Genomic DNA, 19,077 nt, shown 5'->3' with positions numbered 1-19,077 from the left:
GGCCGCCGCGCGCGCCAGGCCGGCGCGGGGCTGCACCAGTTCAAGGCGGGCTTCGCCCCGGCCTGGGACCAGCTGTACATCGCCGCCCCCGCGGCGCCCGACCTTGCCCTGGCCGCGGTCGAGATCCGCAAGGCGGTGACGCGGCCGGGGCCGCTGCCCGCCCAGCCGCTGCCCGCCCAGCCGTTCCCGCCCCTTGGCCCCGCCGCCTTGCCCGTGCCGCATGCCGCCGCGGCCGAGATTGAAATTGCATCGTCAGGGCCCACATGGCACAGGAAGTCGGGCTGACCACCCCGGACCCGGAGGATGAAAACGATGACCACCGATGCGCTGAGCCGGCTGCTTCAGACGCGCGACTGGCTGATGGCTGATGGCGCAACCGGGACCAATCTGTTCAACATGGGCCTCGCCTCGGGCGAGCCGCCGGAATTGTGGAACGTCGACCTCCCCGACAATATCCGCACGCTCTATCGCGGCGCGGTCGAGGCGGGGTCGGACATCTTCCTGACCAACACGTTCGGCGGCAACGCGGCGCGGCTGAAACTGCACAATGCGCAAGGCCGCGTGCATGAGTTGAACCGCGTCGGCGCCGCCATGGGGCGCGAGATCGCCGATGCCGCCGGGCGGCCGGTGGTGGTGGCAGGCTCGGTCGGCCCGACCGGCGAGATCTTCGAGCCGATGGGCAGCCTGACCCATGCGCTGGCGGTCGAGATCTTCCATGAGCAGGCCGAGGGGCTGAAGGACGGCGGCGCGGATGTGCTGTGGATCGAGACGATCTCGGCGCCCGAGGAATACAAGGCCGCTGCCGAGGCGGCGGCGCTGGCCGGCATGCCCTGGTGCGGCACCATGAGCTTTGACACCGCGGGGCGGACGATGATGGGCGTCACCTCGGCTGCCATGGCCGAAATGGTCGAGAAGCTGCCGAACCCGCCGCTCGCCTTCGGGGCGAATTGCGGCGTGGGGGCCAGCGATCTGATGCGCACGGTGATGGGCTTCATCGCCACCGGCACGGCGCGGCCGATCATCGCCAAGGGCAATGCCGGCATCCCGAAATACCATGACGGCCATATCCATTACGACGGCACGCCCGATCTGATGGCGGAATATGCGGTTCTGGCCCGCGATGCCGGGGTGCGGATCATCGGCGGCTGCTGCGGCACCATGCCCGAGCATCTGCGCGCCATGCGCGCGGCGCTGGAATCGCGCCCGAAAGGCGCGGTGCCGACGCTGGAAGAAATCGCGGCGAAACTGGGCGGCTTTTCCTCGGCCTCGGACGGGACAGATGGCGAAGGCCCGGCGCGGCGGGAACGGCGCGGCCGCCGCGGCTGAGCGGCGCCCGGAATTTTCGAAAATTCCGGGCAATTTTCTTCGAAGAAAATTGCAAATTCCTTCGAAGGAATTTGCAGCCCGACCCGTTCAGAAGAGGCTCGGCTGATCGCCCCTGGCGAGCGGCACTTCGAACAGATCGCAGCGCAGCGGCGGCAGCGCAGTGCTGAAGCCCAGCCGCGCGCAGGCCTTGTCAAAGCGCTGCGCGATCAGCCGCGACCAGATCCCCTCGCCGCGCATGCGTTTGCCCCAGGCCGCGTCATAGTCTTTCCCGCCCCGGCTTTCGCGGACCCGCGCCATCACCTTGGCCGCCCGCAGCGGCTCGGCCTCGGCCAGCCAGTCGCGAAACAGCGGCGCCACTTCCAGGGGCAGGCGCAGCATGATCCAGCTGGCCGCCACCGCGCCCGCATCGCGCGCCGCCTGCAGGATCGGCTCCAGCTCGTGATCGGTAAGCCCCGGAATCACCGGCGCCACCATCACCCGCACCGGAATGCCGGCCTCGGCAAGCTGCCGCACCACCGCCAGCCGCCGGGCCGGGGTGGCGGCGCGCGGCTCCATCCGGCGGGCAAGCCCCGGATCCAGCGTGGTGATCGAGATCCCGACCCGTGCCAGCCCCTGCGCGGCCAAGGGCGCCAGAATGTCGAGATCGCGGGCGATCAGCGTGCCCTTGGTGGTGATCGCGACGGGGTGGCGAAAGGCGGCCAGCACCTCCAGCACCTCGCGCATCAGCCGCTGCTTCGCCTCGATCGGCTGGTAGGGGTCGGTATTCGTCCCCAGCGCCACCGGCGCCACCTTGTAGCCGCGCGCCCGCAATTCCCGCTCCAGCACCGCGCCGATGCCGGGCCGCGCCACCAGCTTGGTTTCGAAATCCAAGCCCGGCGACAGGTTCAGCCAGGCATGGGTCGGCCGCGCGAAGCAATAGATGCAGCCATGTTCGCAGCCGCGATAGGGGTTCACGCTGCGGTCGAAGGGCAGGTCGGGCGAGCGGTTCCAGCTGAGCGCCGAACGCGGGCGTTCCAGCCGCAGCTCGGTTGCGATCAGCCGGTCGTCCTCGGGCAGCGCCCAGCCGTCATCCGCCGCCTCGCGGCGATGCGCCTCGTATCGGCCGGTCTCGTTCGAGCGGGCCCCGCGGGCGCGGGCGCGCTGACCGGGCAGAAGGGAAGGGTGGGGGGCAGCCATGCGGCGAAATATAGAACATTTGAGGAACATGCGCCAGTCCCGGGCGCGGCGGGCCCCGTGCATTTTCCTTGCTGTCGGCTTTCAGTCCGGGCATGTCGCTATTCGAGAAGTCCCCGCGGCGGTTTCGGCCCAATCAGCATCGAGACACCGCTTTTTCGTGGAGCGCCCAGATGGCCGACGACGAGATCATCCTCTCTGAACTTTCCGATGACGAGCTGGTCCTGCAGATGCATGACGATCTCTATGACGGGCTGAAGGAAGAGATCGAGGAAGGCACGAATATCCTGCTGGAACGCGGCTGGACGCCCTATGACGTGCTGACCAAGGCGCTGGTCGCCGGCATGAAGATCGTGGGCGACGATTTCCGCGACGGGATCCTGTTCGTGCCCGAAGTGCTGCTTTCGGCCAATGCGATGAAGGCGGGCATGTTCATCCTCAAGCCCTTGCTGGCCGAAACCGGCGCGCCGCGCATGGGCAAGATGGTGATCGGCACGGTGAAGGGCGACATCCATGACATCGGCAAGAACCTTGTCGCGATGATGATGGAAGGCGCGGGCTTCGAGGTGCTGGACCTGGGGATCAACAACTCGGTCGACAAGTATCTGGAAGCGCTGGAAAAAGAACAGCCTGACATCCTGGGCATGTCGGCGCTTCTGACCACGACCATGCCCTATATGAAGGTCGTGATCGACACGATGAAGGAAAAGGGCATGCGCGAGGATTACATCGTCCTCGTCGGCGGCGCGCCCCTGAACGAAGAGTTCGGGCGGGCGATCGGCGCCGATGCCTATTGCCGCGACGCCGCGGTGGCGGTCGAGACCGCCAAGACCTTCGTGGCCCGCAAGCACAATCAGCTGAACGGCTGATCTGCCGGCAAACCGGGCAATTGCCTCAAAAGGCCCCGGAATCTCCGGGGCCTCTTCGTTTCGTGACTTGGATTCCGCGACAGCGAGGGCCACATTCGATGGGTGGAGGACGTGTCGATGCCTTTGACTCATTTCCTCGGGCTGCTGGTTCTGGTGATCCTGGCGGCCGGGGCGACCTTGGTGCTGGCCTTCTGGGCGAAGGTGCCGGTTCTGGCGATTTCCTTTGCGGCGCTGGCCGGCAGCGTGATTCTGGGCGTGCGGCAGTGGCGCTAGCGCCCGCGGCGCCCGATGACGACACGCTGACCCAGACCGGCCTTGCGCCCGCGCGCCGGGGCAGGGTGCTGCTGATCGCCTGTGGCGCGCTGGCGCATGAGATTCTGGCGGTGAAGGCGGCGAATGGCTGGGATCACCTGGATCTGCAATGCCTGCCGGCGAATCTGCATCTCTGGCCCGAGAAGATCACCGATGCGGTCGAGGCGGCGGTGCGCGAAAGGCGCGATGCCTATGACTCGGTCTTCGTGGTCTATGCCGATTGCGGCACGGGCGGGCTGTTGCAGGCGAAATGCGCCGAGTTGGGCGTCGAGATGGTCGAAGGCCCGCATTGCTATTCGTTTTTCGAAGGCAATGCCGCCTTCGCGGCGATCAGCGAAACCGAATTCACCGCCTTCTACCTGACCGATTTCCTGGTGCGCCAGTTCGATGCCTTCGTCTGGAAACCCATGGGCCTGGATCGCCATCCCGAGCTGCGCGACATGCTGTTCGGCAATTACGACAAGCTGGTCTATCAGGCCCAGACCCGCGATCCGGCGCTGGAGGCGAAGGCGCGCGATTGCGCGGCGCGGCTGGGGCTGGCCTATGAATACCGTTTCACCGGCTATGGCGATCTGGTGCCGGCGCTTCAGCGCGCAGCGGCGCGGTAGCGGTCCAGCACGAAGACCCGGATCGCCGAGGCCAGGCCGATATCGCCGTCGCGGGTGCTGTCGATCTGGGCCGCCAATGCGTTCAGGCTAAGGCCGCGTTCGGCGGCGATGTCGCGGAAGGCCTGCCAGAAGGTCTCTTCCAGCGAGACGCTGGTGCGGTGCCCCTGCAGGGTCAGCGAGCGTTTGACGGGGCGGGCGGTCATGATCTCTGTCTAGCCTGGGCTTCAACGCTGCGCCAACCGGAGTTTTCGAAAACTCCGGTCCGGAGCCTTTGAAGGCTCCGGCGCGATTTCTTCGAAGAAATCGCTCAGGCGACGCGTCGGATCGGTTCGCGATTGCAGAAGATCACGAATTGTCCGGCATTCTCGATCACTGGAAAGCCGCGACGGCGCATTTCATCAAGAAACACCTCGCGGCCGACAAAGCGTTCGACATCCCGGATCTTGCGGCGGATCACGCCGCCAACCTGGGCGGCCTGCGACGCGAACAGGTGACGGATCCAGGTCTCGGGGCTTAGGTACTGTGGCATGGCGGTCATCGGGCACCTCCTGCGGGCAGGCTGCCGCATCAGGATGAAGCCCGGGTTAACCGTCTTCGCCGTCCTCGCGCTGGTGGCCGTCCAGGTCGCGCGCCGCCTTTTCGGCGCGCGCCTTTTGCAGGTCCTTTTCGGCCTTGCTGCGGCCGAATTTCGCCGCCTGCGCATCACCCGCAGCGCGGGCGGCCTTGCGGGCCGCCTGCTTGCGCGCGGTGCGCAGGTTGACGATCTCGGCCATCAGTCCTCCGACGTTCAGTCCTTGGGGCCGATCATGTCTTCGGGCCGCACCACGCGGTCGAAGGTTTCGGCATCGACGAAGCCCAGCGCAATCGCCTCTTCCCGCAGGGTGGTGCCGTTCTTATGCGCGGTTTTCGCAACCTTGGTCGCGTTGTCATAGCCGATCGTCGGCGCCAGTGCCGTCACCAGCATCAGGCTTTCCTTCATCAGCTTCTCGATCCGCGCCACATTGGCCTTGGTGCCCACGACCATGTTGTCGGTGAAGGAAGACGCCGCATCGCCCAGAAGCTGCATGGATTGCAGCACGTTATAGGCCATCATCGGGTTGTAGACGTTCAGCTCGAAATGGCCCTGGCTGCCGGCAAAACCCACCGCCGCATCATTGCCCATCACATGGGCGCAGACCATGGTCAGCGCCTCGGCTTGGGTCGGGTTGACCTTGCCCGGCATGATCGACGAGCCCGGCTCATTCTCGGGCAGGATCAGTTCGCCCAGGCCCGAGCGCGGGCCCGAGCCCAGAAGCCGCAGGTCATTGGCGATCTTGAACAGCGCGGCCGCGACCGTCTTCAGCGCGCCCGAGAACATCACCATGGCGTCATGCGCCGCCAGCGCCTCGAACTTGTTCGGCGCGGTGACGAAGGGCAGGTCGGTGATCTTGGCGATCTCGGCCGCGACGGCGGCGTCATAGCCCTTGCGGGTGTTCAGCCCGGTGCCCACGGCGGTGCCGCCCTGCGCCAGTTCGTAAATGTCGGTCAGGCACATCTTCACCCGGGCGATGCCCTTGTCGACCTGGGTCGCATAGCCCGAGAATTCCTGGCCCAGCGTCAGCGGCGTCGCATCCTGGGTATGGGTGCGGCCGATCTTGATAATGTCCTTGAATTCCTCGACCTTCACCCACAGCGCCTTGGACAGCTTCTCCAGCCCCGGGATCAGCACGTCACGGGCATGCATGCCGATGGCCACATGCATCGCGGTCGGGAAAGTGTCGTTCGACGACTGGCCCATGTTCACATGGTCATTCGGATGGACGGGTTTTTTCGAGCCCATCACCCCGCCCAGCATCTCGATCGCGCGGTTCGAGATCACCTCATTGGCGTTCATGTTCGACTGCGTGCCGGATCCGGTCTGCCAGACGACCAGCGGGAAATTGTCGTCGAACTTGCCCTCGATCACTTCCTGCGCGGCGGCCTTGATCGCCTCGGCCAGCGCGGCATCCAGATCGCCCTGCGCGGCGTTCACGGTGGCGGCGGCCTTCTTGATCACGCCAAGCGCGCGGATCACCGGCACCGGCTGCTTTTCCCAGCCGATCGGGAAATTGATGATCGACCGCTGGGTCTGCGCGCCCCAGTACTTGTCGGAGGGAACCTCAAGCGGGCCGAAGCTGTCGGTCTCGGTACGGGTCGCGGTCATCGGAAGACTCCTGCAAAGCTCTCGCGCCCCCGATAGCGCCGCGGTGCCGCAAAATCAATCGGCATGCCGTCGCATACCGATGCCGCTTCGAGGGGGCGGGCCCAGGTTCACTCGCAAAAAGGGTGTGAATTTTCAGGCGCTGCAGCGCTGGGGCGACCATGCGGGCGATCATGCGGGCTTCATGTCGCGGCGCGATCTTGTCACAGTGCTGCGATCCGGGCCTGCCAGACATCAGCAGAAGGCCCGAAGTCTTGCTTCGAAAGGAAACGCGCCATGTCCGAGCTTGCCGAAATGACCTCATCCCCGGGCGGGCGGCTGATCCTGCCCGGCCTTGCCCCTTCTATCACGGCTTTGCCCAGCCGGTGGGCTGGGCGCTGTTTCGCCTGATCATCGGCGGTGCGCTGGTCTATGAGGGCTGGCCCAAGATCATCGCGCCCCTCGCCCAGGCCGGCTTCGTCGAAAGCATCGGACTGGCGCCGGGCTGGTTCTTCTCGCCGCTGCTGGCGGTGATGCAATTCGGCGGCGGGCTGATGATCGCGCTTGGCCTGCTGACGCGGCCGGTCGCGCTGGCGAATGCGGTGATGCTGCTGATCACGCTGTGGTTCCACATGAGCCATCCCTATGGCGACGCCTTCCTGACGCCCGAGGGCATGGCCTTCCTGAAGGACAATCTTCAGTATCTGACTGCCGAGGGGCAGGCGCGGCTGCTGGGCGATGGCGGTCTGGCCTTCCTGCATCAGGTTCAGGCGAAGGCCGAATTCAATTCGCTGTTCTGGGCGGCCGGGGCGGCGCTGATCGTGGCCTTCGGGGGCGGGCGGATCTCGGTCGACCGCCAGCTTGGGCGCGAGTTCTGACGCGCTTGTCAAAGGCAGGCGGCGCAGGCGGCGGACGGGCCGGCTGCGCCGCAGCCGCGCCCAGACTGCCCGCCGGTCAGGCGCAGCGCCGAAAGCGGTAGACGCGGGCGGGCGGCAGATTGGCCCAGACCTTGAAGCCGCGATCGACCTTCAGGCCAAGAGTGGCGATCTGCTCGGGCGGCAAGGGCGGGCGCGGGCCGTAGGTGAACTGCACATAGGTGCCGCGCGGGCCCAGCACCTTGAAGGCGGCGCCCACAATCGATTCGCGGATCGGCTCGGGCATCGACAGCAGCGGCAGGCCCGAGATCACCACCTGCACCCCGGGCTCCATCACCTCGGGCGCGGTCTCGGCCCCGGCCTGATGCACGGTCACGCCCGGGAACTTGGCGCGCAGATGGGTGACGAATTCCTCGTCCAGCTCGAACAGGGTCAGGTTCTGCGGCGGCACGCCGCGCGCCAGGATCGCCTCGGTGAACCGCCCGGTGCCGGGGCCGAATTCCACCACCCGGCCCGATTGCGGCCCCAGCCCCAGCGTCATCGCCCGCGCCAGCGTGCGCGACGACGGCGCGATGGCCGAAACCTGCCGCGGGTTCTTCAGAAGCCGGCGGCGAAACAGCGCAAGGTCGCTTTCCATGCCCCGGATCAGGTCTTGCGGAATTTGTCGAGGCTGACGACTTCGGCTTCCTGCCGGGGGGTCTCGTCCTCGACCTCGATCTCTTCCTCGTCTTCTTCTTCCTCGTCGTCCTCGTCATGCGTTTCGAACCGCAGGCCGAATTCGACCGAGGGATCGACGAAGGTGCGCAGCGCGTCGAAGGGGATGACCAGGGGCTCGGGCTGGTTGCCGAAATTCAGCGTGACCGAAAAGCCTTCGTCATCGACGATCAGGTTTTCGTACCAATGCTGGATCACCACGGTCATTTCCGCCGGATAGCGCGCGCGCAGCCAGTCGGCGATCGCGACGCCCGGATGGGTGGTGTCGAAGGTGATGAAAAAGTGGTGTGCGCCCGGCAGGCCATTGGCGGCCACATCCGTCAGAACGGTCTGGATCAGGCCGCGCATCGCACGATGCATGAGGTTTCCGTAGTCGATCCCGCGCGCCATTCCGTCCCCCAAAGGATTGGCGCCAGCATAGGGGATTCGTCGGGCAAGGGAAGGGGGCCAGCGCCGCGAATGTTCCAGATGGTCGATCAGACCAGCGGGGCCAGGGCCGAAACCGCTGCCGAAAGCCCCAGAACGGCCAGCAGCGGCCAGTGCCGGCGCAGCAGCAGCCAGCCGGCCAGCAGGGCGATCAGCGCCGGCAGCAGGCGCAGGCTGGCAGGGTCGGGCCAGGGCAGGTGCAGGGGCCCAAGCCGGGTGTCGGTTACGGTGCCGAACAGCACATGCAGCGCGAACCACAGCGACAGATTGGCGATCACCCCCACCACGGCGGCGGTGATCGCCGCCAGCGCGGCCGACAGCCGCGGCATATGGGTCAGCCGCTCGACAAAGGGCGCCAGGGCGAAGATGAACAGGAACGAGGGCACGAAGGTCATCCAGACCGCGATCGCCGCGCCGGCCAGGCCCATCAGCCAGCCGCCCGCCCCGGATCCCGCACCGAACCCGGCCCCGAATCCCGCCATGAAGCCCACGAATTCATTGACCAGAATCAGCGGCCCCGGCGTGGTCTCGGCCAGGCCCAGCCCGTCCATCATCTGCGCCAGCGTCAGCCAGCCGCGCGTCTCGACCACTTCCTGCGCCATCCAGGCCAGAACCGCATAGGCGCCGCCAAAGGTCAGGATGGCGAGTTTCGAGAAGAACAGCCCGATCTCGGCCAGCCGCCCCGGTGCTGCGGCCATCAGCAGGCCCAGCGGCAAAAGCCAGATCGCCAGCCAGATCAGGGCGGCGCGCAGCGCCTGGCGCCGCGCGCCCAGGGCAGGAGGGGGGGCAGGGTTCGGGGCAGGCGGGGGCACGCGCGCGGCGCCGCGGCTGCGCGCAAAGCCCCAAAGCCCGGCGCCCAGCACGATCACCGGGAAGGGCAGGTCCAGCAGGAACAGCCCGGCAAAGGCCGCGGCGGCAATCGCCAGCGCCTCGCGCGATTTCAGCGCCCGGCGCGAGACGCGCAGCAGGGCCTCGATCACGATTGCGATCACCGCGGCCTGCACCCCGGTGAACAGCGCCGCCACCAGCGGCACACCGCCAAAGCCGGCATAGACCAGGCTCAGCCCCAAGACGATCAGCGCCCCGGGCAGAACGAACAGCCCGCCCGCGATCAGCCCGCCGCGCACCCCGTGCAGGCGCCAGCCGATCCAGGTGGCCAGCTGCATCGCCTCTGGCCCCGGCAGCAGCATGCACAGGGACAGGGCGCGCAGATAGTCGCCCTCTTCGACCCAGCGCTTCTCGTCCAGCACCACGCGATGCATCAGCGCGATCTGGGCGGCCGGGCCGCCAAAGGACAGAAGCCCGATTCGGGCAAAGCAGCGGGTCAGTTCGGCAAGGTCGGGGCGCATCGGCGCAGTCATGGCGAAATCCGTGACAGGGTCATGACAGGGGCGCCGCTCATGACCGGCCGCGCGCCCGCGGCATCCGCCAGCCCAGCCGGACCGAGGCCACGCGCAAGGCGAAGGTCAACACCGCGCCTGCCAGCGCCGTGGGCAAAGCGGGCCAGCCCAGATGCGCCCCCAGCGCCACCAGCGCCGCCCCCAGAATGGCTGCGACGGCATAAACCTCTTCGCGCAGGACGCGCGGGATCTCGGTCACCAGAAGATCGCGGATCACCCCGCCGCCCACCGCGGTCAGCACCCCGATCAGACAGGCGGCGGCCGGGGCCAGACCGAAGGCCAGCGCCTTCTGCGTGCCCGATACGGCGAAAAGCCCCAGGCCCATGGCATCGAACAGCATGACGGGCTTGGTCAGCCGCTCGACCAGGGGATGGGCCAGAAAGGCCGCCAGCCCGGCGGCCAGCGCGGCCAGCAGGATCAGCGGCTCGCGCAGCACGGCGGCCGGCTGGTCGCCGATCGCCATGTCGCGGATCGCGCCGCCCGCGGTCGCGGCCGCGGTGGCCAGCACGATGACCCCGAACAGGTCCAGCTGCCGCCGCACCGCCAGCATTCCGCCCGACAGGCCGAAGACGAAGGTGCCGGCCAGATCCAGCCAAAGCGCAAGCGGAAATGGGGTGGGCAGGTCCATCGGCATCTCCCAAAGGCAGGGGAAGCCTAGCCGAGGCTGCGGCCGATGCAACGGGCGCAAGAAACAGGGAAGGGGAAAGTGCAGGTTTCTGTTGCCAGGTACCTGCGAACCCCGCCTTACGCGGCTAAGCGCAAGGGCTTATGTTTGGTATTGCGAGCCGCTTACGCGGCCAGCGCCACCGGAGCACGGTTGTCGTTGGCAACTGTGATCTTGGACCGATAACGGTGGTACCTCACCGAGCGAAAGCTGGCCTCTTTGAACGTCCGTCGATCCTATTTCGGCCCCGAACCCCCGCAACGTCGGGTGGAATGGTGGAGCCGCCGGGTACCGCCCCCGGGTCCGAGCCGTCTATTACAGGTGCGTTTATCGCCATAGTCCGGGTTGCCCCGGACAGGATCAATATAGGGCGTGGGTCGGGGCGGCGCAAGCCGGGGGCCAGCCCCCGGACCCCCGGGATATTTATACAGAGAGGAAGGCAGCCGCAGCGGGACGATGCGCCTTTCCTCTCTGTTCAAATATCCCCGCCGGAGGCTCCGACCGCGGGGCCGGGCGCGTCAGGATCAGTAGCGCGCCAATGCCAGATCGGTGGCGTCGATCTCGGCCGCGCGGCCCGAGATCAGATCGGCGATCAGCCGGCCCGAGCCCGAGGACATGGTCCAGCCCAGCGTGCCATGGCCGGTGTTCAGCCACAGGCCCTGAACCGGCGTCGCGCCGATCACCGGCGTGCCGTCGGGCGTCATCGGGCGCAGGCCGCTCCAGAATTCCGCCTTCGCGGTCTCGCCGCCGGGGAACAGGTCGGTGACCGAATGTTCCAGCGTGCGCCGCCGCGCCGGTTCCAGCCGGTTGTTGTAGCCCGAGATCTCGGCCATGCCGCCGACGCGGATCCGGTCGCCCAGCCGGGTGATGGCGATCTTGTAGGTCTCGTCCATCACGGTCGATTCCGGGGCGCGGCTGGCATCGGTGATCGGGATCGTCAGCGAATAGCCCTTGACCGGATAGACCGGCAGTCGGATCCCCAGCGGGCGCAGCATCTGCGGCGCGTAGCTGCCCAGGCAGACCAGGACCGCATCGGCCTTTTCGACGCCCCGGTCGGTTTCAACGCCCGTCGCGCGGCCGCCCTCGGTCAGGATGCGTTTGATCGTCTCGCCCCAGCGGAAGCTGACACCCTGCGCCGCCGCCCGTTCGGCCAGCGCATTGGTGAACTTGAAACAGTCCCCGGTCTCGTCCAGGGGCGTCAGCAGCCCGCCCACGATCTTGTCGCGCGCATGGGCCAGCGCGGGTTCCTGCGCGATGCAGCCCGCCGGATCGACCACCTCACAGGGGATGCCATCGGCTTTCAGCGCCTTGACGTCCTTGGCCGAGGCTTCCAGCTGCGCCTCGGTGCGGAACAGCTGCAACGTGCCCATCTGGCGCGCGTCATAGGCGATGCCGGTCTCGGCGCGCAGGTCGGCCAGCGCCAGGCGCGAATAATCGGCCAGCCGCAGCATCCGGCTTTTGTTCAGCGCATAGCGCGACGAGGTGCAGTTCCTGAGCATCGCCAGCAGCCAGCCCAGCATCGCGGCATCGACCTTGGGCCGCAGGATCAGCGGCGCATGTTCCATCATCAGCCATTTGATCGCCTTGCGCGGAATGCCCGGCGCGGCCCAGGGGCTGCAATAGCCGAAGGAAACCTCGCCCGCATTGGCATAAGAGGTCTCAAGCGCCGGGCCGGTCTGCCGGTCGATCACCGTCACCTCATGGCCGGCCTTGGCCAGATACCAGGCCGAAACGGTGCCAAGAACGCCGCTGCCAAGAACGATGACTTTCATCTGCGCAAGATCCCTGTGGTCGGGCGCCCATCCGCCCTGCTTTTCCGCGGAAGCATTGGTGAAAATCTGTCGAATGTCCTGCGCATCCGTGCAATGATCTGCGTCTATGGCGCAATCTGCGCAACGAACGGGCGAAGGGCGCAACAATATGCAAGATCTGGATCGCATCGACCGCGCGCTGATTCGCGCGCTGCGGCGCAATGCGCGGATCACCAATGTCGCACTGGCCGCCGAGGCGGGCCTGTCGCCCTCGGCCTGTCTGCGCCGGGTGCAGATGCTGGAAGCCTCAGGCGTGATCCGCGGCTATACCGCGCTGATCTCGGGCACGCTGGGCGAGCGGGCGCAGGTGGTGATCGTGCGCATCAGCCTGGACCGCCAGACCGAGGATGTGCTGAACGCCTTCGAGGCCGAGGTGCGCAAGCATCCCGAGATCCGCGAATGCTATCTGATGACCGGCGAAGAGGATTACCTGCTGCGGCTGGAAACCGAAGGCGCCGGCGATTACGAGCGGGTTCACAAGGAAATCCTGTCGCGGCTGCCGGGCGTCAGCCGGATCAATTCCAGCTTCGCGATCCGCAGCGTGATTTAAGGCGGCGACAGCGGCGCGCGGCCGAATTTTCGCCGAAAATTCGCGCCCCGCCCAAGGGTTGAAACGAAACTGCCCGGGCGAAGGCCCGGGCAGGATCTGCGGTGCGGCGTGGGCTTAGAAGCCCGATTTGATCATCTCGAATTCCTCGATCATCTTCTCGCGCAGTTCCGGCTTGGGCGGGGTCTGGGCGAACAGCGTCGTGGTGACCGGATCGACATAGGCGGCCTTCAGCGCCTCGGGGTCGATCGTGGCCATGGCGGCATCGTTCGACAGCGAATAGCCGATCGCATCCAGCAGCGGCTGGGCGGATGTGGGCGCGAGCAGCGAGTTCATCAGGTCATAGGCCTTGTCTTCCTTGCCGGGCGCGTCCTTCATGTTGACGAAGCCGCAGAACCAGGTCGCCGCGCCTTCGGCCGGGGCACGGTTGAAGCCGACCGGGAAATTCTCGCCCAGCAGGATCGCCACCGGGTCATTCCACGACCAGGCCACCTGCACCTCGCCCGAGGCCATCAGCTGCGACAGTTCCGACGGGTCGGACCAGTAGGCGCGGACATTCGGATGCACCTTGCGCAGCCAGTCGGCGGCGGCCTGGAACTGCTCGTCGGTGACATCGTCCCACGAGGTGACGCCGGTGGCCAGGAAGGCCAGCGACCAGACGTCATCGGTATTGTCGGGCATCGAGATGCGGCCGGCATATTTCTCGTTGGTGAAGACCTGCAGGCTGGCCACGTCTTCGGCCGGAACCGTATCGGCATTATAGGCGATGGCGGTATAGGCATAGTCGGTCGGAATGAACCAGGTGCCCTCGGCATCGGTGAAGGCCTTGGTCATCCGTTCGGGAATGTTCTTGAATTCCGGGATCTTCGCGACATCCCAGGGCTCGATCAGCCCGGCATCCTTGTAGCGCGGCACCGAGGCGGCGCAGGGATGGACCACATCGGCCTTGAAGCCCGACGAGACTTTCTGGAACGCCTCGTCATCGTCGGCGAAGAAGACATAGGACGGCTTCTGGCCGTGTTTGTCGACATAGGGCTGCAGCATGCCGTCGATTTCCCAGCCGGCCCAGTCCAGCACGGTCAGATCGGGATCGGCGGCGCGGGCGGTGGTGGCCAGGGCAAGCGCGGTGGCGGCACAGGCGAGGAAGGTGGCGTGGCGGGTCATCTTGACTCCTCGTTTGGGGATGGCAGGGCCCGCCGGGCCCCCCGGGGCAGACACAGGCGGCGGGACTGATCTTGACGCTATGACAGGGCAAGTCCTGTCACAAGCCGGTTTTTACCTTTGGCGCGGCCCTGCGCGCAGGCAAGGGCCGTGCCACGCCGCGGCGGCGCGCCGGGCCTGTTTCGGCGGGCTCTGCCCGATCCTTCGGCACTTGGCAGGCGCGATCCGGGGCGCTAGACCTTTCGCCGAGGCCTGGGCCAAACGGCCCCGGCTTCGGCCCGGGGCAGGCGCGCCGCGGGTCTGGCTGGAAGACCTGACCAGCGGATCGGGCCGCACCCGACCACGCGGGGGCCGCCCGGCCCGCGGCCCGAACCCAAGGAAGCCGCCATGGCGCTTGACCTGACTTTCGTCCGCTCGCAATTCCCCGCCTTTTCCTCGCCCGTCCTGTCGAGCCACGCCTTCTTCGAGAATGCCGGCGGGTCCTATCCCTGCCGCCAGGTGGTGGACCGGCTGACCCGCTTCTACACCGACCGCAAGGTGCAGCCCTATGCGCCCTATCCCGGTGCCCAGGCCGGCGGGGCCGAGATGGACGAGGCGCGCACGCGCCTGGCCGAGATGATGGGGGTGAAGCGCGAGGAAGTGTCCTTCGGGCCCTCGACCAGCGCCAACACCTATATTCTGTCGCAGGCGGTCCGGCTGTGGCTGCGCGGGCAGGGCGCGGCGATCGTGGTGACCGATCAGGATCACGAGGCGAATTCCGGCGCCTGGCGCCGGCTGGCGGATGAGGGGATCGAGGTCCGGGAATGGAAGATCGACCCGCCCACCGGATCGCTGGATCCCGCGGATCTGTCGGCGCTGCTGGCGGATGGCAAGGTCAAGCTGGTGTGCTTCCCGCATTGCTCCAACGTCGTGGCCGAGATCAACGATGTCGCGGCGATCTGCGCCCTGGCCAAGGCCGCGGGGGCGCGGACGGTGGTGGATGGCGTCTCTTACGCGCCGCATGGCCTGCCGGATGTGCCGGCGCTGGGCGCGGATGTCTATCTGTTCTCGGCCTACAAGACCTATGGGCCCCACCAGGGCATCATGGTGCTGCGCGAGGCTTTCGGCTTCGACCTGCCGGGGCAGGCACATTATTTCAACAATACAACGCTCTACAAGCGTTTCACCCCGGCCGGGCCGGACCATGCCCAGGTCGCGGCCTGCGCGGGGATCGCCGATTACATCGACGCGCTCGCGGCGCATCACGGCATTGGCGGCGATGCGGCGGCGCGGAACCGGGGCGTGCATGATCTGATGCGCGCGCAGGAAGAGATCACGATCCAACCGCTGCTGGATTATCTGGCGGCCCGCAACGATCTGCGGCTGATCGGCCCGCGCAAGGCGGCCGACCGGGCGCCGACGGTGGCGGTCGATCTGGGCCGGGCGGCGGAGCCCGTCTCCGAGGCGCTGGGGCGCGAGGGGATCGCCTGCTGGGCGGGCGATTTCTATGCGGTGCGGCCCTTGACCGCGATGGGGGTGGATCTGGACAAGGGCGTGCTGCGCCTGTCGGCCGTGCATTACACCAGCCCGGACGAGGTGGGCCGGCTGATCTCGGCGCTGGACCGGGTGCTGTAACGGCATGGGCGGGGCGGCACCGCTGATCCTGTGGTTCCGCCGCGACCTGCGGCTTGACGATCTGCCGATGGTCGCGGCGGCGGCAGACACGGGGCGGGCGGTGCTGCCGGTCTTCCTGCTGGACCCCGAGACCGAGGCGCTGGGCGCGGCCGCCAAGGGGCGGCTGGGCCTGGCGCTGGCGGCCTTTGCCGAAGGCCTGGCGGCGCTGGGCCTGCCGCTGATCCTGCGCCGCGGCGCGGCTTTGCCCGCGCTTCAGGCGCTGGTCGCCGAGACGGGGGCGCGGGCGGTCTGGTGGACGCGGTCCTACGATCCGGCGGCGCGGGCGCGCGACGGGGCGGTGAAGGCGGCCTTGAAGGAGGACGGGATCGAGGCGCGCAGCTTTCCCGGCGCGCTTCTGGCCGAGCCATGGGAACTGGAAACCGGGCAGGGCGGGCCCTATCGGGTCTATACCCCGTTCTGGACGGCGCTGCGCCGGCGCGGCGTGGCGCCCCCGGCCGAGGCTGGCGCGTTGTACGCGGCCGATCCCGTGCCGTCCGAGGCATTGGCCGACTGGCATCTCGACGCGGCGATGAACCGCGGCGCGGCGGTGGTCTGGCCCTATCAGCACCCGGGCGAGCCGGCGGCGCAGGCGCGGCTGGCAGCGTTTCTGGCCGGGCCGGTGGAAACCTATGCGCAGGACCGCGACCGGCTGGACCGCGACGCCTGCTCGGGCCTGTCGGAAAACCTCGCCTGGGGCGAGATCGGGCCGCGGCGGATCTGGCATGCGGCGTTGGCGGCGCGCGATCGGGGTGCGCAGGGGGCCGAGAAATTCCTCAGCGAACTGGCCTGGCGCGATTTCGCCTGGCATCTGCTGTATCACTTCCCCCAGATGGCGACCGAGAATTGGCGTGCGGACTGGGATGCCTTCCCCTGGCGCGGCGACAGCGCCGAGGCCGAGGCCTGGCGGCGTGGCCAGACCGGAGAGCCGCTGGTCGATGCGGCGATGCGCGAATTGTGGGTCACGGGCCGGATGCACAACCGCGCGCGGATGGTGGTGGCCAGCTACCTGACCAAGCATCTTCTGACCCACTGGCGCATCGGCCAGGAGTTTTTCGCCCAGACCCTGACCGATTGGGATCCGGCCTCGAATGCCATGGGCTGGCAATGGGTGGCGGGATCCGGCCCCGATGCGGCGCCCTATTTCCGCATCTTCAACCCCGAGTCGCAGGCGCAGAAATTCGACCCCGACGGCGCCTATCGCCGCCGTTGGTTGGCCGGGGGGCAGGCGCGGCCGGGCCCCGAGTCGCTGGCCTATTACCGGGCCGTGCCGCGCGCCTGGGGGCTTTCTCCGGGCGATGCGCCGCCCAAGCCCTTGATCGGGCTGGCCGAAGGCCGGGCGCGGGCGCTGGCGGCCTATGCCGAAGCCAGATCCTGACGGAAAGGCTTGAGCGAAATCCCCTTCTGCGAGAAGGTTAACGGCGTTTGGGCCATCCGCGGAGGGGACGATGGGGGTTCTGACGACGACCGAGGGGCAGGCAGCACTGCCCCGCTATTTCGCGCAGGTCTTTGCCGCCGCAAGCCGGCTGGGCGCGGGGCGGCTGGACTTTCGCCTTCCCGATGGGCGGCTGTTCCGCGCCACCGGGCCCGCGGCCGGACCGCAGGCCGAGATCACCGTCCAAAACCCCGATCTCTTCGCCCGGCTGATCCGCGACGGCGAATTGGGCTTTTGCGAGGCCTATCTGGATGGCGACTGGACCACGCCCGATCTGCAAAGCTTCTTCGACCTGATCCTGATGCCGGAAAACCTGATCGTACCCGATCATTTCCCGGGGCTGGATCTGGTGCGGCGCTATGAGAAGCTGCGCTTCTGGCTGCAGTCCAATTCCCGCCGGCAGGCGAAGAAGAACATCGCGGCGCATTACGATCTGGGCAATGACTTCTACCGGCTTTGGCTGGATGAAAGCATGACCTATTCCTCGGCCCTGTTCCGGTCGGGCCAGGAAAGCCTGGAACGCGCGCAAGAGGCGAAATATGCCTCGATCCTGGACCGGATGGGGGCGCAGCCGGGCGATCATCTGCTGGAAATCGGCTGCGGCTGGGGCGGCTTTGCCGAATATGCCGCCGGCCAGCGCGGCATGCGGGTGACGGGGCTGACGATCTCGCGCGCGCAGGCCGAGTTTGCCCGGGCGCGGATCCGCCGCGCGGGCCTGGAAGACCGGGTGGAAATCGCGCTGCGCGACTACCGCGACGAGCGGGGCAGCTATGACGGCATCGCCTCGATCGAGATGTTCGAGGCGGTGGGCGCGCGCTACTGGCCGGTCTATTTCAACACCCTGGCCCAGCGGCTGAAACCCGGGCGGCAGGCGGTGCTGCAGGTGATCACCATCGCCGAAGACCGCTGGGCGACCTATCGCAAGCAGGTGGATTTCATCCAGAAATACATCTTCCCCGGCGGCATGCTGCCGACGATGCGCCATCTGCGCGACGAAGGGGCGAAGGCGGGGCTGAAAGTGGCGGGCAGTCTGGAATTCGGCGACAGCTACAGCCAGACCCTGCGGCGCTGGCGCGAGACCTTCCTGTCGCGCTGGGACGAGATCCGCGTCCTGGGCTTTGACGACAGGTTCCGCCGGATGTGGGACATGTACCTCACCTCTTGCGCGGGCGCCTTTCACGGCCGAAACTGCGATGTGACGCAGATCACGCTGGCCCGTCCGGCGGCGGGACCGGCGTCGTAACGGGGCGCAGGGCCCCGCGAAGGGACGCCATGCCAACAGCCGCCAAGCTTGTCGCCGCCCTGTGGTTCGCCGCCCTGGGCTGGCTGGCCGCCAATGCCCATGTGCCGGCGCTGGGCGAAAATGCCAGCGTGGGCTGGTTCCGCGAACTGTCGGGCCTGTTGGGCCTTTTGGTCGGCTGGCGCGTCATGGGCAATCTGGCGGGCGCGGGCTATGTTGATGCGATCGGCTCGGGGCTGCGCAGCTCGGTGACGCTGGCGGTTCTGGCGCTGCTGCTGTTCTCGGCCTATCTGATGGTGATGAAGTCGATGGGATCGAATGCCTATGGTGCCGATCCGATGGTGGCGGTGCTGGATGTGTTCCGCATCCTGCTGGACCAGGCGCGCCGGATGCTGACCGTGGGCGTGCTGGGCGTGCTGGGTCTGGGCGGCGTCGCGGGCGGTGTCGTGACGGAATGGGCCAAGCGGCACTGGCGCTGAGGAAGGATCAAGGACGTGACGGATCAGGCGGTGCAGGCGCTGTTCGCGGGGCCTGAAGGGGCGGCGCGGCGCGCCTTCTGGCAGCAGGCGACGGGGGGGCAAAGCACGGGCGATCCGGCGCTGGATCTGCGGCTGGCGCAGGACATCCTGGCCTGTCGCGGCCAGGTTCCGGCCGAGCGGCTTCTGGCCCGGCGCGGGTCGATGCTGGTGCGCGCGGCCTCGGCCCTGC

At 67.6% G+C, this 19,077-nt stretch carries 22 protein-coding genes, 1 other RNA gene and 1 pseudogene; 12 read left to right on the top strand and 12 right to left on the bottom strand.

Translation table 11 applies throughout. From position 1 onward, the window contains the following. Positions 1-285 (top strand): annotated as a pseudogene (locus K1Y73_RS17465) (hypothetical protein); the annotation flags it as partial. 27 nt (positions 286-312) lie between these two features. After that, positions 313-1,326 (top strand): betaine--homocysteine S-methyltransferase, encoded by a 1,014-nt coding sequence (gene bmt, locus K1Y73_RS17460; protein ID WP_225029589.1) that lies wholly within the window; start codon positions 313-315, stop codon positions 1,324-1,326. An 87-nt stretch (positions 1,327-1,413) separates the two neighbouring features. Here bmt and K1Y73_RS17455 read toward each other — a convergent pair whose 3' ends face one another. Beyond that, positions 1,414-2,502 carry a PA0069 family radical SAM protein gene (locus tag K1Y73_RS17455; protein ID WP_225029588.1) on the bottom strand — a complete coding sequence of 363 codons (1,089 nt, stop codon included), beginning with the start codon at positions 2,500-2,502 and terminating at the stop codon, positions 1,414-1,416. 170 nt (positions 2,503-2,672) lie between these two features. Between K1Y73_RS17455 and K1Y73_RS17450 the strand changes: the two genes are divergently transcribed. The 3 genes from K1Y73_RS17450 to K1Y73_RS17440 all read left to right on the top strand — a co-directional run bounded on the left by K1Y73_RS17450 (position 2,673) and on the right by K1Y73_RS17440 (position 4,288). After that, on the top strand, positions 2,673-3,368 hold the full coding sequence (locus K1Y73_RS17450) for a corrinoid protein (RefSeq protein WP_225029587.1): 696 nt from the start codon (positions 2,673-2,675) through the stop codon (positions 3,366-3,368). A gap of 117 nt (positions 3,369-3,485) precedes the next feature. Further along, entirely contained in the window at positions 3,486-3,641 is a 156-nt protein-coding gene (locus tag K1Y73_RS17445; protein ID WP_225029586.1) for a hypothetical protein, read from the top strand. Continuing rightward, the gene (locus K1Y73_RS17440) at positions 3,632-4,288 is read left to right on the top strand and encodes a DUF1638 domain-containing protein (RefSeq protein WP_225029585.1); all 657 of its coding nucleotides are present in this window, start codon (positions 3,632-3,634) and stop codon (positions 4,286-4,288) included. The genes K1Y73_RS17445 and K1Y73_RS17440 overlap by 10 nt, the downstream gene beginning before the upstream one ends. On the opposite strand, the gene K1Y73_RS17435 is transcribed toward K1Y73_RS17440, so the two are convergent. The 4 genes from K1Y73_RS17435 to fumC all read right to left on the bottom strand — a co-directional run bounded on the left by K1Y73_RS17435 (position 4,267) and on the right by fumC (position 6,470). After that, entirely contained in the window at positions 4,267-4,491 is a 225-nt protein-coding gene (locus K1Y73_RS17435; RefSeq protein WP_225029584.1) for a ribbon-helix-helix domain-containing protein, read from the bottom strand. The genes K1Y73_RS17440 and K1Y73_RS17435 overlap by 22 nt on opposite strands. Before the next feature lie 104 nt (positions 4,492-4,595). Next, the gene (locus K1Y73_RS17430; RefSeq protein WP_225029583.1) at positions 4,596-4,826 is read right to left on the bottom strand and encodes an N-(5'-phosphoribosyl)anthranilate isomerase; all 231 of its coding nucleotides are present in this window, start codon (positions 4,824-4,826) and stop codon (positions 4,596-4,598) included. 46 nt (positions 4,827-4,872) lie between these two features. Then, positions 4,873-5,061, bottom strand: a complete 189-nt coding sequence (locus K1Y73_RS17425; protein ID WP_225029582.1) for a DUF4169 family protein — start codon at positions 5,059-5,061, stop codon at positions 4,873-4,875. Positions 5,062-5,075: 14 nt separating this feature from the next. Next, entirely contained in the window at positions 5,076-6,470 is a 1,395-nt protein-coding gene (gene fumC, locus K1Y73_RS17420) for a class II fumarate hydratase (protein ID WP_225029581.1), read from the bottom strand. 362 nt (positions 6,471-6,832) lie between these two features. Here fumC and K1Y73_RS17415 point away from each other — a divergent pair, with 362 nt between their 5' ends. Next, on the top strand, positions 6,833-7,324 hold the full coding sequence (locus K1Y73_RS17415; protein ID WP_225029580.1) for a DoxX family protein: 492 nt from the start codon (positions 6,833-6,835) through the stop codon (positions 7,322-7,324). Positions 7,325-7,400: 76 nt separating this feature from the next. Here K1Y73_RS17415 and K1Y73_RS17410 read toward each other — a convergent pair whose 3' ends face one another. The 6 genes from K1Y73_RS17410 to K1Y73_RS17385 form a co-directional block, all read right to left on the bottom strand. Next, positions 7,401-7,958, bottom strand: a complete 558-nt coding sequence (locus tag K1Y73_RS17410; RefSeq protein ID WP_225029579.1) for a class I SAM-dependent methyltransferase — start codon at positions 7,956-7,958, stop codon at positions 7,401-7,403. A gap of 8 nt (positions 7,959-7,966) precedes the next feature. Beyond that, positions 7,967-8,425: an SspB family protein gene (locus K1Y73_RS17405; protein WP_225029578.1), complete on the bottom strand. Its 459-nt coding sequence runs from the start codon at positions 8,423-8,425 to the stop codon at positions 7,967-7,969. A gap of 86 nt (positions 8,426-8,511) precedes the next feature. Next, positions 8,512-9,822, bottom strand: coding sequence for a chromate efflux transporter (chrA, locus tag K1Y73_RS17400; protein ID WP_225029577.1), 1,311 nt, complete (start codon positions 9,820-9,822; stop codon positions 8,512-8,514). Positions 9,823-9,859: 37 nt separating this feature from the next. Next, positions 9,860-10,489 (bottom strand): trimeric intracellular cation channel family protein, encoded by a 630-nt coding sequence (locus tag K1Y73_RS17395; protein ID WP_225029576.1) that lies wholly within the window; start codon positions 10,487-10,489, stop codon positions 9,860-9,862. A gap of 77 nt (positions 10,490-10,566) precedes the next feature. Next, positions 10,567-10,920: a transfer-messenger RNA gene (gene ssrA, locus K1Y73_RS17390) on the bottom strand. Positions 10,921-11,049: 129 nt separating this feature from the next. After that, complete coding sequence (locus K1Y73_RS17385) at positions 11,050-12,297, bottom strand: D-amino acid dehydrogenase (protein WP_225029575.1); 1,248 nt, start codon at positions 12,295-12,297, stop codon at positions 11,050-11,052. Between the two features lie 148 nt (positions 12,298-12,445). Here K1Y73_RS17385 and K1Y73_RS17380 point away from each other — a divergent pair, with 148 nt between their 5' ends. Then, positions 12,446-12,886, top strand: coding sequence for an Lrp/AsnC family transcriptional regulator (locus K1Y73_RS17380; protein ID WP_225029574.1), 441 nt, complete (start codon positions 12,446-12,448; stop codon positions 12,884-12,886). A 114-nt stretch (positions 12,887-13,000) separates the two neighbouring features. On the opposite strand, the gene K1Y73_RS17375 is transcribed toward K1Y73_RS17380, so the two are convergent. After that, positions 13,001-14,047, bottom strand: a complete 1,047-nt coding sequence (locus tag K1Y73_RS17375; protein WP_225029573.1) for an ABC transporter substrate-binding protein — start codon at positions 14,045-14,047, stop codon at positions 13,001-13,003. 384 nt (positions 14,048-14,431) lie between these two features. On the opposite strand from K1Y73_RS17375, the gene K1Y73_RS17370 reads away from it, so the two are divergent. The 5 genes from K1Y73_RS17370 to K1Y73_RS17350 all read left to right on the top strand — a co-directional run. Next, the gene (locus K1Y73_RS17370) at positions 14,432-15,658 is read left to right on the top strand and encodes an aminotransferase class V-fold PLP-dependent enzyme (RefSeq protein ID WP_225029572.1); all 1,227 of its coding nucleotides are present in this window, start codon (positions 14,432-14,434) and stop codon (positions 15,656-15,658) included. A 4-nt stretch (positions 15,659-15,662) separates the two neighbouring features. Then, positions 15,663-17,072 (top strand): cryptochrome/photolyase family protein, encoded by a 1,410-nt coding sequence (locus K1Y73_RS17365; protein ID WP_225029571.1) that lies wholly within the window; start codon positions 15,663-15,665, stop codon positions 17,070-17,072. Between the two features lie 70 nt (positions 17,073-17,142). After that, positions 17,143-18,372, top strand: a complete 1,230-nt coding sequence (locus tag K1Y73_RS17360; RefSeq protein ID WP_225029570.1) for an SAM-dependent methyltransferase — start codon at positions 17,143-17,145, stop codon at positions 18,370-18,372. A 29-nt stretch (positions 18,373-18,401) separates the two neighbouring features. Continuing rightward, the gene (locus K1Y73_RS17355) at positions 18,402-18,848 is read left to right on the top strand and encodes a TrgA family protein (RefSeq protein WP_225029569.1); all 447 of its coding nucleotides are present in this window, start codon (positions 18,402-18,404) and stop codon (positions 18,846-18,848) included. A 15-nt stretch (positions 18,849-18,863) separates the two neighbouring features. Next, positions 18,864-19,077, top strand: a 214-nt coding sequence (locus tag K1Y73_RS17350; protein WP_225029568.1) for a hypothetical protein, incomplete at its 3' end; no start/stop codon positions are given.

It is taken from the genome of Xinfangfangia pollutisoli, assembly GCF_020179405.1.
Classification (GTDB): Bacteria; Pseudomonadota; Alphaproteobacteria; order Rhodobacterales; family Rhodobacteraceae; genus Pseudogemmobacter; species Pseudogemmobacter pollutisoli.
Note: the sequence above shows the minus strand (reverse complement) of the source record. Positions and strands in the feature narration are given on the sequence as shown.